The sequence below is a fragment of the Leifsonia sp. Leaf336 genome (assembly GCF_001423695.1).
GTDB lineage: Bacteria > Actinomycetota > Actinomycetes > Actinomycetales > Microbacteriaceae > Leifsonia.
Window position 1 is genome coordinate 1,294,796 of record NZ_LMOZ01000002.1, and the last position, 15,349, is coordinate 1,310,144.

The 15,349-nt window shown below is 70.6% G+C and carries 9 protein-coding genes; 5 read left to right on the forward strand and 4 right to left on the reverse strand.

The window, feature by feature from the left end; genetic code table 11:
• Nucleotides 1–27 precede the first annotated feature (27 nt).
• A complete protein-coding gene (locus tag ASF88_RS15065) occupies nt 28–813 on the forward strand; it encodes an SDR family oxidoreductase (protein WP_055920082.1) in 786 nt (261 codons plus the stop codon).
• Between the two features lie 64 nt (nt 814–877).
• On the opposite strand, the gene glgB is transcribed toward ASF88_RS15065, so the two are convergent.
• Both glgB and ASF88_RS15075 read right to left on the reverse strand, forming a co-directional pair.
• Nucleotides 878–3,085, reverse strand: a complete 2,208-nt coding sequence (gene glgB / locus ASF88_RS15070; protein ID WP_055920085.1) for a 1,4-alpha-glucan branching protein GlgB — start codon at nt 3,083–3,085, stop codon at nt 878–880.
• Complete coding sequence (locus ASF88_RS15075; RefSeq protein WP_200935285.1) at nt 3,082–5,163, reverse strand: alpha-1,4-glucan--maltose-1-phosphate maltosyltransferase; 2,082 nt, start codon at nt 5,161–5,163, stop codon at nt 3,082–3,084. The genes glgB and ASF88_RS15075 overlap by 4 nt, the downstream gene beginning before the upstream one ends.
• An 80-nt stretch (nt 5,164–5,243) precedes the next feature.
• Here ASF88_RS15075 and glgP point away from each other — a divergent pair, with 80 nt between their 5' ends.
• Complete coding sequence (gene glgP / locus ASF88_RS15080) at nt 5,244–7,811, forward strand: alpha-glucan family phosphorylase (protein ID WP_055920580.1); 2,568 nt, start codon at nt 5,244–5,246, stop codon at nt 7,809–7,811.
• A gap of 24 nt (nt 7,812–7,835) precedes the next feature.
• On the opposite strand, the gene ybaK is transcribed toward glgP, so the two are convergent.
• Nucleotides 7,836–8,324, reverse strand: coding sequence for a Cys-tRNA(Pro) deacylase (gene ybaK, locus ASF88_RS15085; RefSeq protein WP_055920088.1), 489 nt, complete (start codon nt 8,322–8,324; stop codon nt 7,836–7,838).
• Nucleotides 8,324–10,420, reverse strand: coding sequence for a glycogen debranching protein GlgX (gene glgX, locus ASF88_RS15090; RefSeq protein WP_055920090.1), 2,097 nt, complete (start codon nt 10,418–10,420; stop codon nt 8,324–8,326). The genes ybaK and glgX overlap by 1 nt, the downstream gene beginning before the upstream one ends.
• A 47-nt stretch (nt 10,421–10,467) precedes the next feature.
• On the opposite strand from glgX, the gene ASF88_RS15095 reads away from it, so the two are divergent.
• The 3 genes from ASF88_RS15095 to ligA are packed head-to-tail and all read left to right on the forward strand — an operon-like array spanning nt 10,468 to nt 15,187.
• Nucleotides 10,468–11,685, forward strand: coding sequence for a cysteine desulfurase family protein (locus tag ASF88_RS15095; protein ID WP_055920094.1), 1,218 nt, complete (start codon nt 10,468–10,470; stop codon nt 11,683–11,685).
• Nucleotides 11,686–11,694: 9 nt separating this feature from the next.
• Complete coding sequence (mnmA, locus tag ASF88_RS15100) at nt 11,695–12,795, forward strand: tRNA 2-thiouridine(34) synthase MnmA (protein ID WP_200935286.1); 1,101 nt, start codon at nt 11,695–11,697, stop codon at nt 12,793–12,795.
• 58 nt (nt 12,796–12,853) lie between these two features.
• A complete protein-coding gene (gene ligA / locus ASF88_RS15105) occupies nt 12,854–15,187 on the forward strand; it encodes an NAD-dependent DNA ligase LigA (RefSeq protein WP_235493496.1) in 2,334 nt (777 codons plus the stop codon).
• Nucleotides 15,188–15,349 lie beyond the last annotated feature (162 nt).

A 15,349-nucleotide genomic window follows, 5' to 3' on the forward strand; every position in this document is an offset into this window, starting at 1 on the left:
TACCCCCCTCGCCTGGAAGGCTCGCGCATGTCCCGTGTGCTCGTAGTCGGCGGAACCGGTCTGGCCGGTCGCGCCGTCGCAGCTGAGGCCGTGGAACGCGGCCACCGAGTCGTGGTCGCGGCCCGTCGCATCCCCGATGACGACGCGGAGAGCTACGTGGTCGGCGCCGACTATGTGACCGTCGACCTCGTGTCGGGCGACGGACTCGAGGAGGCCGTCGACGGCGTCGACGTCGTGGTCGACGCGAGCAACGCGACCGGACGGCGCGCGTCGCACGTGTTCGCGCACGGATCCCGCAACCTCCTGCACACGGCGGCACGCTTCGGCGTGGGTCAGGCCGTGCTCCTGTCGATCGCCGGCATCGACGACGCGCGCTACCCGTACTACCGGGCCAAGCTGGTGCAGGAGCGCACCTACCTGGACTCTCCGCTGGAGACGCGGATCGTGCGTGCGACCCAGTTCCATGATTTCGTGACCGCCGTCTTCGAGCGCGGTCGCCGCTTCGGCATCCTGACCACACCCGCGGCCACCCGGTTCCAGCCCATCGCGGTCTCCGACGTCGCCCGCGTGCTCGTCGACGCGGTCGAGGGAGCGGGCGACCCCGACTCGATCCGGACCGTCGGCGGCCCCCGCGTCGAGTCCGCCCGCTCGCTCGCCCGGCAGTGGAAGCAGGCGAGCGGAACCCGCCGCCCGATCCTCCCTGTGCGACTCGGCGGCCCGCTGGGGTCGGCCTGGCGCTCGGGACGGAACCTCGCGCCCGAGCACGCGGTCGAAGGCCTCGGCTACGCGGCCTGGCTCCGCGGTGGAGCTTAGAGCAGCGCGGAGCGATGCCGCGACCCCAGCGCCGAGGGAGCCTGCGACCGAGGTTGCCAGCCCTTCAGTCTCGCGGTCGCAGATACAGCGCGCCCAGCGGAGGCAGCGTCAGCACGGCGGAGGCCGGCCGGCCCATCCACGGCTCGTCGCGCGCCGTCACCCCGCCGAAGTTGCCCACTCCCGAACCTCCGAAGTCGCTCGCGTCGGTGTTGAGGAGCTCCTCCCACTCGCCGGCGAACGGCAGCCCCACGCGGTAACCCTCGTGCGGATTGCCTGAGAAGTTGAAGAGCACCGCGATCGGCGAGCCGTCGCGGTCCTTCCGCAGGAAGGCCAGCACGTTGCCGGCGGCGTCGGACCCGTCCAGCCACTCGAACCCGGCCGGGTCGTTGTCGAGCGCCCAGAGCTGCGGGTTGTCCCGGTACACGGCGTTGAGCTGGGCGACGAGGTTCCACAGTCCGCGGTGGCTCGGCTGATCGAGCATCCACCAATCCAGGCCGCGCTCCTCGCTCCACTCGGAGTACTGCCCGAACTCCTGGCCCATGAACAGCAGCTGCTTGCCCGGATGGGCCCACATGAACGAGAGGAACGCCCGCACGTTCGCGAGCTGCTGCCAGTGGTCGCCCGGCATCTTGCCGATGAGCGATCCCTTGCCGTGCACGACCTCGTCGTGACTGATTGGCAGCAGGAAGTTCTCGCTCCAGGCGTACACGAACGAGAACGTGATCTCGCTGTGGTGGTAGCTGCGCCACATCGGGTCCTCCTGGATGTACTGGAGCGCGTCGTGCATCCAGCCCATGTTCCACTTGAGCCCGAAGCCCAGCCCGCCCGACGAGGTCGGCGCGGTGACGCCGGTGTAGCTGGTCGACTCCTCGGCGATCATCACGGTGCCGGGGTTGCGCTTGTACGAGGTCGCGGTGACCTCCTGCAGGAAGCCGATGGCCTCCAGGTTCTCGCGGCCGCCGTGGATGTTGGGCTCCCACTCGCCGTCGTTGCGCGAGTAGTCGAGGTAGAGCATCGAGGCCACCGCGTCGACGCGCAGCCCGTCGATGTGGAACTCCTCGAGCCAGTACAGGGCGTTGGCGACGAGGAAGTTGCGCACCTGCGAGTTGCCGTAGTCGAAGATGTACGTGCCCCAGTCCTTGTGCTCGCCGCGGCGGGGGTCCGCGTGCTCGTAGAGCGCCTGGCCGTCGAACCGGGCGAGGGCCCAGTCGTCTTTGGGGAAGTGGCCGGGCACCCAGTCGAGGATGACGCCGATGCCGGCCTGGTGCAGCCGGTCGATCAGGTACTTGAGGTCGTCGGGGGAGCCGAAGCGGCTGGTCGGCGCGTAGTAGCCGGTGACCTGGTAGCCCCAGGAGCCGCCGAACGGGTGCTCGGCGAGCGGGAGGAACTCCACGTGCGTGTAGCCGAGCGCGCCCACGTAGTCGATGAGCTGGTCGGCGCCCTCCCGGTAGCCGAGCCCCGGGCGCCAGCTGCCGAAGTGGAGCTCGTAGACGCTCATCGGGCCGCCGTGCGGGTCGGAGGCGGCACGGTGGCTCATCCAGTCGCCGTCCTCCCACTCGTGGCGGCTGACGGTGACGACCGAGGCCGTGTTGGGCGGGGTCTCGGCGGCCTGGGCCATGGGGTCGATCTTGCGCACCCACTCGCCGTTCGCGCCGAGCAGGTCGAACTTGTAGATCGAGCCTTCGCCGACGCCGGGGACGAACAGCTCCCAGACGCCGGCCGCACCCATGTTGCGCATCGCGTGGAGGGTGCCGTCCCAGCCGTTGAAGTCGCCCACCACACGCACGGCGCGCGCGTGCGGCGCCCAGACGGTGAACGCCGTTCCGACCACGCCGCCCAGGTCGCGCAGGTGCGCGCCGAGGGCCGTCCAGAGCTGCTCGTGTCTGCCCTCGCGGATCAGGTGGAGGTCGAGCTCGCCGATGGTCGGCAGGAACCGGTAGGGGTCGTCGGTGGTCCAGGTGGCTCCGCCGGAGTAGCGGGCCTCGATCTCGTAGGCGCCGGGCCCAACGATGTCGACGCCCTGCCAGATCCCGTGGGCCAGGTGGGCGAGTTCGATGTGCGCGCCGGTCGGCAGGATCGCGAAGACCGCTTCGGCGAGCGGCCGCAGCACGCGGATGACCGTGATCGGGTCCTCCACGCCGTTCGCAGCGACCTCGTGCTGACCGAGCACGGCGTGCGGGTCGTGGTAGCTCCCGGTCGCGACGGCGTGCAGGACGCCGTCGTCGAGAGCGGGCAGGTCCACAGCGGCGGCGCCTTCGGGAATCGGGGTCATCGTGCGGCCTCCAAGGGCTTGATGGTCAGGATGTGAACCGGCTCGGTGAACGCGTCGAGGCGCACGTAGTTGTCTGCTCCCCATGTCCAGCGCTGGCCGGTCACGAGGTCGCGCACCTCGAACTGCGCTCCCGGCGCGATGCCGAATGCGGCGACGTCGAGGTGCACCATCGTCTCGCGCACCGAGTGCGGGTCGACGTTGGCGACGACGAGTACGGCATCGGGCTTGCCGCTGCGGGTGAAGTCGCCGGCGAGGTACTTGGAGTAGACGAGCACCGAGTCGTCCTCGCTGCCGTGCACGCGCAGGTTGCGCAGCTGACGCAGCGCGGGGTGCTCGCTGCGCGCGCGGTTCAGCATCGTGAGGTAGGGCGCGAGCGAGCGGCCGAGCGCGGCGGCGCGGGCGTAGTCACGCGGGCGGTACTCGTACTTCTCGTTGTCGATGTACTCCTCGGCGCCCGGTCGCGCGACGTTCTCGTAGAGCTCGAACCCGGAGTACACGCCCCAGGTCGGCGCTCCCGTCGCGGCGATCGCCGCGCGGATCTTGAAGGCCGCCGGGCCGCCGAACTGCAGGTACTCCGTCAGGATGTCCGGCGTGTTCACGAACAGGTTGGGTCGCAGGAAGTCGGGGGTGTCGTCCGCCAGACCGCTGAGGAACTCCTCGAGCTCCTCCTTGGTGTTGCGCCAGGTGAAGTACGTGTACGACTGCTGGAAGCCAGCCTTGGCGAGCGTGTGCAGCAGCGCCGGCCGCGTGAACGCCTCGGCCAGGAAGACGACATCCGGGTCGGTCTCGTTGACCGTGTGGATGAGCCACTCCCAGAAGTGCAGCGGCTTGGTGTGCGGGTTGTCCACGCGGAAGATCCGCACGCCCAGCGACATCCAATACCGCACGATCCGCAGGACCTCGGTGCGCAGACCGTCGTAGTCGTTGTCGAAGTTGATCGGGTAGATGTCCTGGTACTTCTTCGGCGGGTTCTCCGCGTAGGCGATGGTGCCGTCGGGGAGGGTGGTGAACCACTCCGGGTGCTGGGTCACCCACGGGTGGTCGGGGGAGGCCTGAAGTGCGAGATCGAGGGCGATCTCGAGGCCGGCCTGCTTGGCCTTGCCCAGGAAGAACACGAAGTCCTTCTCGGTGCCGAGGTCGGGGTGGATCGCGTCATGACCGCCTTCGGGGCCGCCGATGGCCCAGGGCGATCCCGGGTCGTTCTCGCCCGCCTCCAGCGTGTTGTTCGGGCCCTTGCGGAAGGTGCGCCCGATGGGGTGGACCGGGGGCAGGTAGACGACGTCGAATCCCATCGCAGCGATCTCGGGCAGTCGCTTGGCCGCGGTGCGGAACGTTCCGGATTGCCAGGAGCCGTCCGGCAGCCGCTTGGCGCCCTCCGATCGCGGGAAGAACTCGTACCAGCTGCCGACGCCGGCGCGGGTGCGCTCCACCAGCACCGCGCGGGTCGGCGAGAGCGAGGGGAGGGCGACCACCGGACGTTCGGTGAGGATGCGCTTGATGCGGTCGTCGATCGCCGCCTGGAACCGCTCGTCGATTCCGCGGTCGGCGTCCGCGACGACCCGGGCCGCTTCGGAGAGGTGCCGGCGCTCGGCGGTGCTGCGGCGCTTGTCGGCCGCGGCCGTGGTGAGGATGTCGTGGGCGATGGTCAGCATCAGCTCGACGTCGATGCCCGCCGGGATCTTGACCTCGGCGTTGTGGCGCCAGGTGGCGTACTCGTCGGCGTAGGCCTGGACCCGGTACCGCCAGAGGCCCTCCTGCTCCAGCTGGACCTCGACCTCCCAGCGGTCGGTGCCCGGCGCGAGGGCGTGCATGTGGTGCTCGGTCTGAGTGCCGGACGGGTCGAGCAGGAGCAGGTCGACGCCGATGCGGTCGTGGCCCTCCCGGAACGCCGTGGCCCGGAACGGAACGACCTCGCCGCTGAACGCCGAGGCGGCCCAGTGGCCCTCGTCGACCTGGGGGGAGAGATCGAGGATCGGGATGCGGGGGAGCAAAGGCTCGTACTCGGATGCCGTCTCGACGGGAGCCGACGCCGGTTCTGCTGCGGCGGCTGATGGTTTGGTCGCTGCGCTCTTTGCCACATGCCGACCGTACACTCATTCACTCGCGCGTCAGGAGCCCATTAACACTCCGGACACGAGCAGCGTTTATGCTCGTGCGAGTGAAGGCCATCCGTAGATTCACTGTCCGCGCCGTCCTCCCCGACACGCTCTCCGCTCTGGAGGAGATCGCAGGCAACCTCCGCTGGTCGTGGCATGAGCCGACCAAGGAGCTGTTCGCCCGCATCTCGCCCGAGCTGTGGCAGGAGGTCGGGCACGACCCGATCGCGTTGCTGGGTTCCGTGGACCCTTCGCGGCTCGCTGAGCTGGCGGCCGACCAGGATTACGTCGACTGGGCGAACCACGTCCGCGACGAGCTGCGTGCGTACATCCGCGAGCCGCGCTGGTACCAGTCGCTCGGCGACGCGGCGCCGGCCTCCATCGCGTACTTCTCGCCCGAGTTCGGGATCGCGGCGACCCTTCCGCAGTACTCGGGCGGACTCGGCATCCTCGCCGGCGACCACCTGAAGGCCGCGAGCGACTTGGGCGTCCCGCTCGTCGGCGTCGGGCTCTTCTACCGCTCCGGCTACTTCTCGCAGGCGATCACGCCCGATGGGTGGCAGCTCGAGAGCTACCCGGTGCTCGACCCGGACGGCCTCCCGCTCAGCGTGCTGCGCGACCCGGACGGCTCGCCCGTGCAGATCACGCTCGCTCTCCCTGTCGGGGAGCTGCACGCGCGGGTCTGGCAGGCCGCGGTCGGCCGGGTGCGGCTGCTGCTGCTCGACACCGACATCCCGGAGAACGACGAGAGCCTGCGCTCCGTCACCGACCGACTGTACGGCGGAGGCGGCGAGCACCGGCTGCTGCAGGAGCTGCTGCTCGGCATCGGCGGCGTGCGCGCCGTCAAGGCGTGGGCCGAGCTCACCGGCGCGCCGGCCGCGGAGGTGTTCCACACCAACGAAGGTCACGCCGGCTTCCTCGGCCTGGAGCGCATCTCCGACCTGATCGGCGAGGGGCTCACGTTCGACGAAGCCCTCCAGGTCGTCCGGGCAGGCACCGTCTTCACCACCCACACGCCCGTCCCCGCGGGGATCGACCGGTTCGACCGGCCGCTGGTGGAGCGCTACTTCTCCACGCCGCTGCTTCCCGGCGTCGAGGTGGAGCAGGTCCTGGCGCTCGGCGCCGAGGACTACCCGGGCGGATCGGACGCCGTGTTCAACATGGCGGTCATGGGCCTCCGGCTGGGTCAGCACGCGAACGGCGTGTCCCGGCTGCACGGGGAGGTCAGCCGGCAGATGTTCGGCGGCCTGTTCCCCGGGTTCGACAGCCCGGAGGTTCCGATCGACTCGGTCACCAACGGCGTCCACGCGCCGACATGGACGGACCCGATGCTGCGGTCGCTCGCGCTCGAGCGCCTCGGCACCGCCGACACCACGCACGCCGACTGGGCCAACTCGGGTGCGGTCAGCGACCTCGACCTGTGGAGCGTCCGCACGCGTATGCGCGAGCAGCTCGTCCGCGACGCGCGCCGGCGGCTCGCCGCGGCGTGGGAGGCGCAGAACCCGGGCGGCATCGCCCCCGTGTGGATGAGCGACCTCCTCGACCCGAACGTGCTCACGATCGGCTTCGCCCGGCGCGTGCCGACGTACAAGCGGCTCACGCTGATGCTGCACGATCCGCAGCGTCTGCGGAACATCCTGCTTCACCCGGATCGCCCCGTGCAGTTCGTGATCGCGGGCAAGTCGCACCCGGCCGACGACGAGGGCAAGCGCCTCATCCAGAAGCTCGTGCAGTTCGCGAGCGAGCCCGAGATCCGGCAGCGGATGGTGTTCCTGCCCGACTACGACATCGGAATGGCCCAGCAGCTGTACCCGGGCACGGACGTCTGGCTGAACAACCCGCTGCGACCGCTGGAGGCCTGCGGGACCTCCGGCATGAAGGCGGCGCTGAACGGTGGCCTCAACCTGTCGATCCTCGACGGCTGGTGGAACGAGTTCTACGACGGCGAGAACGGCTGGGCGATCCCCTCGGCGGACGCCGCGGGCGACGGAGCCGAACGCGACGCGCTGGAGGCCGAGGCGATGTACGACCTCATCGAGCACCAGATCGCGCCGCGCTTCTACGACCGCGACAGCGACGGCGTGCCCGACGCCTGGGTCGCCCAGATCCGGCACACGCTCGCGACGCTCTCCGCCCCGCTGAGCGCGGAGCGGATGGTCGGCGAGTACGTGGAGCGCCTGTACATGCCCGCGGCCGCCAACGAGAAGCGACTGAGCGCCGACGACTACCGCGACGCCCGCGACCTGGCGGCATGGAAGGACCGCGTGCGATCTGCGTGGCCCGGCGTGAACGTGGCCCATGTGGACGCCGGAGGCCTCGACGCCGTGCCGCAGGTCGGCGACCAGCTGCGCGTGCGCGCGCTCGTACACCTCAACGGGCTCCGTCCGGAGGACGTGGAGGTGCAGCTCGTCTACGGCCGCAGTTACGACGGGGAGGACCTGACCGGCGTGCACTACGAGCGTCTGCAGCTCGACCGCACGATCCCCGGCGCCGACCCCTCGGTGGCGCTGGAGTTCTCGGGTGGCGTGACACTCACCTGGGCCGGCTCGTTCGGCTACACCGTCCGCATCGTCCCGGTCAACGACCTCCTCCTCTCGCCCGCCGAGCTCGGCCTGGTCACCTCCGCCTGAGGGCTCGATTAGGCCCGAGGGGAGCTACTTGGCGAGCGGCGCATAGGTGGCGCCGGTCGCGGTGAGGAGGTCGGCGGGCGTCAGTTCCACGTCGAGGCCGCGGCGGCCTCCCGAGACGAAGACCGTGTCGAAGAGCTGCGCCGTCTCGTCCACGACCGTGACGTGACGCGTCTTCTGCCCGATGGGGGAGATCCCGCCCACCACGTAGCCGGTGCGCCGCTCGGCGACGGCCGGATCGGCCATCGTGGCGCGCTTGGCGCCGACGGCGGAGGCCAGCGCCTTGAGGTCGAGCAGGCCGGTCACCGGTACGACCGCGACGACGATGCCCAGCTCGGTGTCGGCCAGCAGGGTCTTGAACACGCGCTCCGGTTCGACGCCGAGCGCCTTGGCCGCCTCCAGACCGTACGAGGCCGCGGCCAGGTCGTGCTCGTACGGGTGCAGGGTGAACGGGATCCCCGCCGCGGCGAGCGCGGTGGACGCCGGGGTTCCCGCGCCGGCGGACCGCTTCGGCATCAGGAGGCGACCTCCGTGGCGGTCCCCGCCGGCGCGTCCACGCGTGGCCCATTGGCCCGGTACAGCTGCATGGAGGTGCCGCCCACCATGCGCATGGCTCCCGGTTCGAGGTCGACGCCCTCCTCGGCGATCGGCACCTCGGTGGCGCTGTCCCACAGCAGCTGGTACGAGGTGACGCCCGGAGCGACCGGGAGGGACACCTCCACGTCGTCCTCGACACCGTGCACGATGAGCAGCACCCGGTTGAACTCCTCCTTGTCGGGGGTGGAGGCCGCCAGGTACTGCAGCGTTCGGTTCTCCGGCGAGTTCCAGTCCTCGTCGTCCATGAGCGCGCCGGTCGCGTCGTACCAGTCCATATGGCTGGCGTTCGGCGTGGTCTGCCCGAGCACGGCGAACCTGCTCGGTCGCAGGGCTGGGTTGTCGCGTCGCAGCTCGAGGAGACGGCGCGTGGTGTCGAACATCTCGCGCTGCTCCCTGGTGCGCAGCCACGACATCCAGGTGAGCTCGTTGTCCTGGCAATAGGCGTTGTTGTTGCCGCGCTGGCTGCGGCCGAACTCGTCGCCGGCCGTGATCATGGGCACCCCGGCCGACAGCAGCAGCGTTCCCATCAGGTTGCGCATGGCCTTGTGCCTGTCGAGGAGGACGCGCTCGTCATGCGTCGGCCCCTCCGCCCCGTGGTTGAACGAGCGGTTGTTGTCGGTGCCGTCGCGGTTGTCCTCGCCGTTGCCGAGGTTGTGCTTGACGTTGTACGCCGTGAGGTCGGCCATCGTGAAGCCGTCGTGGGCGGTGACGAAGTTGATGGAGGCCAGCGGGCCGCGTTCGGGCGAGAACGTGTTCGACGAGCCGGCGAGGCGCGTGGCGAAGCCGCCGATGCCGATCGGCGCCTGACCGTTGCGCCGCGCGTCCGCGATGTCGGCGAGCCAGAAGTTGCGCACACGGTCGCGGTAGCGGTCGTTCCACTCCGACCAGCCGTCCGCGAAGTTGCCGGTCTGCCAGCCGCCCATGCCGACGTCCCACGGCTCCGCGATCAGCTTCGTCCCGGAGAGCACCGGGTCGTCGAGCATGGCGGTCAGCAGAGGATGGTCGCGGTGGTAGGCGAGGTCGTCGCCGCGGCCCAGCGTGACGGCGAGGTCGAACCGGAAGCCGTCGATCTGCACCTCCTCCGCCCAGTACCGCAGCGAGTCGAGCACCAGCCGCTGCGGCACAGGATGCCCGAAGTCGACGGTGTTGCCGCACCCGGTCACGTCGATGTAGACGCCGTCGGCGTCCTGGCGGTAGTAGGTCGCATTGTCGATGCCGCGGAAGCTGGTGCGCGGACCTCCGATGCCCTCCTCGGAGGTGTGGTTGTAGACCACGTCGAGAATCACCTCGATGCCCGCCTCGTGGAGCAGCTTCACCATCCCCTTGAACTCGCGGAGGACGCCCTCCGGCCCCTCGGCCTGGGCGGCGCGCGTGGCGTAGGGCGCGTGCGGGCTGAAGAAGTTCAGGGTGTTGTAGCCCCAGTAGTTGGTCAGTCCCTCGCGGATGAGCCGCTGCTCGGAGGTGAACGCGTGCACGGGGAGGAGCTCGACGGCGGTGATGCCCAGGCTCCGGAGGTAGTCGATGGTGGACCCGTGCGCCAGGCCGGCGTAGGTGCCGCGCAGCTCCTCCGGCACGTCCGGGTTCTGGTGGCTGATGCCGCGCACGTGCGCCTCGTAGACCACGGTGTGGTCGAGCGGCGTCCGGGGCTTGCGCGAGTCTCCCCAGTCGAAGCCGTCGGAGACCACGGTCGCCCGCCACTCCTCGGGGCCGACCCGGGTGAGGCCCCGCGCATACGGGTCGAGCAGCAGGGACTCCGGGTTGAACATGTTCTTCGGCGAAGCCGGACCGGACGCGCGGATGGCGTAGAGGCTGCCGACCTGGAGGCTGCGCGAACGCCCCAGCCACACGTTGTTCGCATCGCGGTGCATCTCGATGGTCTTGGTGCGCCAGTCCGGGTCCTTGGGATCGAACAGGCAGAACTCCATCGCGTCGGCGCTCTCGGAGTAGACCCGCAGCTCTCCGCCGTGCGGACCGATACGGACGCCCAGGTTGCGCAGAGGATCCACGGAAGTCATGCGTTCTAGAGTAGTGACACACCGTGCCGCACCCTGAGGAGGCCCCGGTGCCCGTCTATCTCGACCACGCCGCCACCACGCCCCTGCGCCCCGAGGCGCTCGCCGCCTTCACCGACGCGCTGGGGCTCGTCGGCAACCCGTCGAGCATCCACAGTCAGGGCCAGCAGGCCAGGCGGATGCTGGAGGAGGCGCGCGAAGCGGTGGCCTCCACGCTGGGCTGCGACCCGATCGAGGTCGTTTTCACCTCGGGCGGCACGGAGGCGATCAACCTCGCCGTCAAGGGGATGTTCTGGGCCAGGAACGGCCGGGATACCCGTTCGCGCATCCTGGTGCCGGGAGGCGAGCATCACGCGACCATCGACGCCGTCGAGTGGCTGGAGCGCGCGGAAGGCGCGCGGCCCGACTGGCTGCCGCTCGACGAGCAGGGGCGCATCCGTGTGGATGCGGTCGCGTCGGCTCTCGCCGCACCGGACGACGTCGCCCTCCTCACGTTCCTCTCCGTCAACAACGAGGTGGGGACGATCCAGCCGGTCGCCGAGCTCGCCGCGCTCGCCCGGTCGGCGGGCATTCCCGTCCACGTCGACGCGGTCGCCGCCTACGGGCACCTCCCCATCGACTTCGCCGCTCTCGGAGTGGACGCCCTCAGCGTGTCTGCGCACAAGATCGGAGGCCCGGTCGGGATCGGTGCGCTGGTGCTCGGCCGGACGTCGGCGGTCGTCCCGCTCATCCACGGCGGCGGCCAGCAGCGCCAGGTGCGCAGCGGCACGCAGGACGTCGCCGCCGCCGTGGCGTTCGCCGCGGCGGCCCGGGCCGCGGAGGCCGAACGCGTCGAGGGGGCGCGGCGGCTCGCGGCGCTCCGCGACCGGCTGATCCGCGGGGTGCGCGAGGCCGTCCCGGAGGCCGCGCTGAGCGGGCCGGAGCCCGCGCGGGACGCCGACGGCGACGAGCGGGTTGCCTCCAACGCCCACTTCGTCTTCCCCGGCGCCCAGGGCGACTCGCTGCTGTTCCTGCTCGACCTCGCGGGCGTGTCGGTGTCGACGGGGTCGGCCTGTCAGGCCGGCATCCCGGAACCGTCGCACGTGCTGTTGGCCATGGGGCGCAGCGAGCAGGAGGCCCGTGGTGCGCTGCGGTTCACGCTCGGGCGGACCTCCACCGACGCTGACGTGGACGCCCTGCTGGCGGCGCTCCCCGGCGCGTACGCGCAGGCCTCGCGGGCCGGTCTGGCCGAGCGGGCGCCCGGCCGCCGTTCAGGAGCTGGGGCGTAGACTCTTCCGGTGCGAGTTCTGGCAGCGATGAGCGGTGGCGTCGATTCCGCCGTGGCGGCGGCGCGCGCCGTCGAGGCGGGTCATGACGTCGTCGGCGTTCACCTGGCGCTCAGCAGGATGCCGGGAACCCTGCGCACGGGCAGCCGCGGCTGCTGCACCATCGAAGACTCGATGGACGCGCAGCGCGCGGCGAACATCATCGGCATCCCGTACTACGTGTGGGACTTCTCGGAGCGGTTCAAGCTCGACGTCGTCGACGATTTCATCGCCGAGTACTCGGCGGGCCGCACGCCCAACCCGTGCATGCGGTGCAACGAGCGGATCAAGTTCGCCGCGTTGCTCGAGAAGGCCCTCGACCTCGGCTTCGACGCCGTCTGCACCGGGCACTACGCCAGCATCCTCACGGACGCCGACGGCAATCGTGAGCTGCACCGCGCGAGCGCCTGGGCGAAAGACCAGTCGTACGTGCTCGGCGTCCTCACCGGCGAGCAGCTCGCGCACGCGATGTTCCCGCTCGGCGCCACGCCCTCCAAGGCCGAGGTGCGCGCCGAAGCGGCCGCACGCGGGCTGAGCGTCGCGAACAAGCCGGACTCCCACGACATCTGCTTCATCCCCGACGGCGACACGCGCGGCTGGCTGGCCGAGCACGTCGGCGCCGCGCAGGGCGACATCCTCGACCGCGAGGGCAACCGGCTGGGCTCGCACGAAGGGGCGCACGCGTACACCGTCGGGCAGCGCAAGGGCCTCAACATCGGCTACCCGTCGCCCGACGGCCGGCCGCGGTTCGTCCTCGAGGTGCGGCCGAAGGACAACACGGTCGTCGTGGGCCCGAAGGAGGCGCTCGACATCGCCGAGATCGCCGGGTCGCGCTTCACCTGGGCCGGCCTGCCGCCGGCCGACCTCGAGACGCCGTTCGCGTGCGAGGTGCAGATCCGCGCCCACGCCGATCCCGTACCCGCCGTGGCGCAGGTCCGCGACGGCGAGCTGGTGGTGCGGCCGGACGAGCCGCTGAACGGCGTCGCCCCTGGGCAGACGGCCGTCGTCTACGTCGGCACCCGCGTTCTCGGTCAGACCACGATCGACCGCACGGTGTCCGCCGTCCCGGCCTGACGCGCCGCTGTCGGGGATCGGTGTCGGAGCTCGTCCCTAGAATTGCTCTGTGAGCGACATCTCTGAGACGGACGGCCGACCGATCGAGTTCGACGGTCTCGACTTCGACGGGGCGCGGGCAGAAGCGCGGCGCCTCGCCGATCGGATCGACGCCGCCCGGATGGCCTACTACGGCGACGGCGACTCGTCGCTCTCCGACGCCGAGTACGACGCCGACTTCCACCGGCTGGAGGACCTCGAGCGCGTCTTCCCCGAGCTCGCCGGGCAGGACAGCCCGACCCAGCAGGTCGGCGCTGCCGTCGTCTCCGCCGGGTTCCCCGAGCACGAGCACGCCGAGCGGATGCTGAGCCTCGACAATGTGTTCTCGATCGACGAGTTCCGCGACTGGGCCGCAAAGACGGCGGCGGCCGCGGGGAGGCCGGTCCGCTGGCTCACCGAGCTGAAGATCGACGGCCTGGCGATCAGCCTGGCCTATCGGAACGGCGTGCTGGAGACCGCGACCACCCGTGGCGACGGCCGGGTGGGGGAGGACATCACCGAGAACGTCGACTGGGTGCCGGCCATCCCGCAACGGCTGACCGGATCCGGCTATCCGGGGTTCTTCGAGGTGCGCGGCGAGGTCTTCCTCCGCTCGGCCGATTTCGAGGCCCTGAACGAGCGGCAGCACGCCCTCCAGGCGGCTTTCGCCGAGCAGGAGCGGGCGAAGGGCAAGCCGGAGGACGCGATCAAGACCCGGTATCCCGAGTTCGCGAACGCACGCAACACGGCCGCGGGCAGCCTCCGTCAGCGCCGCGAGAAGAAGAGCGCGACCGAGCTGGAGCTCATGCGCGATCGTCTCGGCCGCCTGTCGCTGTACCTCCACGGCATCGGCGCCTGGCAGAACCCCGAGGTTGCCGCCCAGTCCGAGATCTACGATCTGCTCGCCGGCTGGGGACTCCCGGTCTCCCCGCACTCGCGCGTGTTCGGCTCGGCCGACGAAGTCGCCGCGTACATCGCCGATCGGGGTGAGCACCGGCACGAGGTCGAGCACGAGATCGACGGCATCGTCGTCAAGGTCGACGAGCTCGCGCTGCACGACGAACTCGGTGCCACGAGCAGGGCTCCGCGCTGGGCCATCGCCTACAAGTACCCGCCCGAGGAGGTGTACACCACCCTGCTCGACATCGTCGTCAGCGTGGGCCGCACCGGGCGGGCGACGCCGTTCGCCGTGATGGAGCCGGTCACCGTGGCCGGTTCGACCGTCCGGCAGGCGACGCTGCACAATCAGGAGGTCGTCCGCGCGAAGGGCGTGATGATCGGCGACCGGGTCGTCCTCCGCAAGGCCGGCGACGTCATCCCCGAGATCCTCGGCGCGCTCGAGCAGGAGCGCGACGGCACGCAGATCGAGTGGCACATGCCCGAGAACTGCCCGGAGTGCGGTACCCGGCTGGCCCCGGCCAAGGAGGGCGACATCGACCTCCGCTGCCCCAACTCCGAGTTCTGCCCGGCGCAGGTGCGCGGGCGGGTCGAGCACATCGGCTCCCGCGGCGCCCTCGATGTGGAGGCCCTGGGCGAGGTGGCCGCAGCGGCGCTCACGCAGCCGCGCTTCCCGTCGACCGCTCCGTTGCCCACCGAGGCCGGCCTCTTCGGCCTCACCCTGCGCGATCTCTTCCCGATCGAGGTCGTCGTCCGCGACTCCGAAACCGGCCTGCCCAAGCTCACGGAATCGGGCGCCGAGAAGGTGGTCGCACCGTTCCGCCGCCGCCGGCAGAAGGCGGATGGAGCCTACGATGCCGACGCGGCCGAGTTCGGCGGCGACGAGCTCTTCGTGCCGTCCAAGAACGCCCTCGACCTGGTCGCGAACCTCGCCGCCAGTCGCACCAAGCCGCTCTGGCGCATCCTGGTGTCGCTGAACATCCGCCACGTCGGCCCGGTCGCGGCGCGGGCGCTGGCCGACCACTTCGGCTCCCTCGACGCGATCCGGTCCGCGACCCGCGAGGAGCTCGCCGCGGTCGACGGCGTCGGAGGGATCATCGCGGATGCCCTTCTCGCGTGGTTCGAGACCGACTGGCACCGCGAGATCGTCGAGCGCTGGGCCGCCGACGGCGTGCAGTTCGCCACCCCCGGCCACGCCGGTCCGGGCGCACAGGCCGAAGCGGGCGGCGTCCTCTCCGGGCTCACCGTCGTGGCCACCGGCTCTCTGGACGGGTTCACCCGCGAGGGGGCGCAGGAGGCGATCATCGCCGCCGGAGGCAAGGCCGCGTCGAGCGTGTCCAAGAAGACCGACTTCGTGGCCGCCGGTCCCGGCGCCGGATCGAAGCTGGCGAAGGCCGAGGAGCTGGGCGTGCGGATCCTCGACGCGGCGCAGTTCGCCATCCTTGTCGAGAAGGGACCAGCTGCGCTGGACCAGTAGTCGTCCGGTTTGTGGACAGACTACAAGTTATCCCCCTGAATCGGGGGTAGAACGACCATCCGTCCACTACTCTGGTGCCGCTAGAGTCGAGGTGTGCGCTCGCCCCGTGCACACGCAAGGGCTTAGCTCGCTCGCTCTCGGAGGGACCCGGACGGAGTGCTG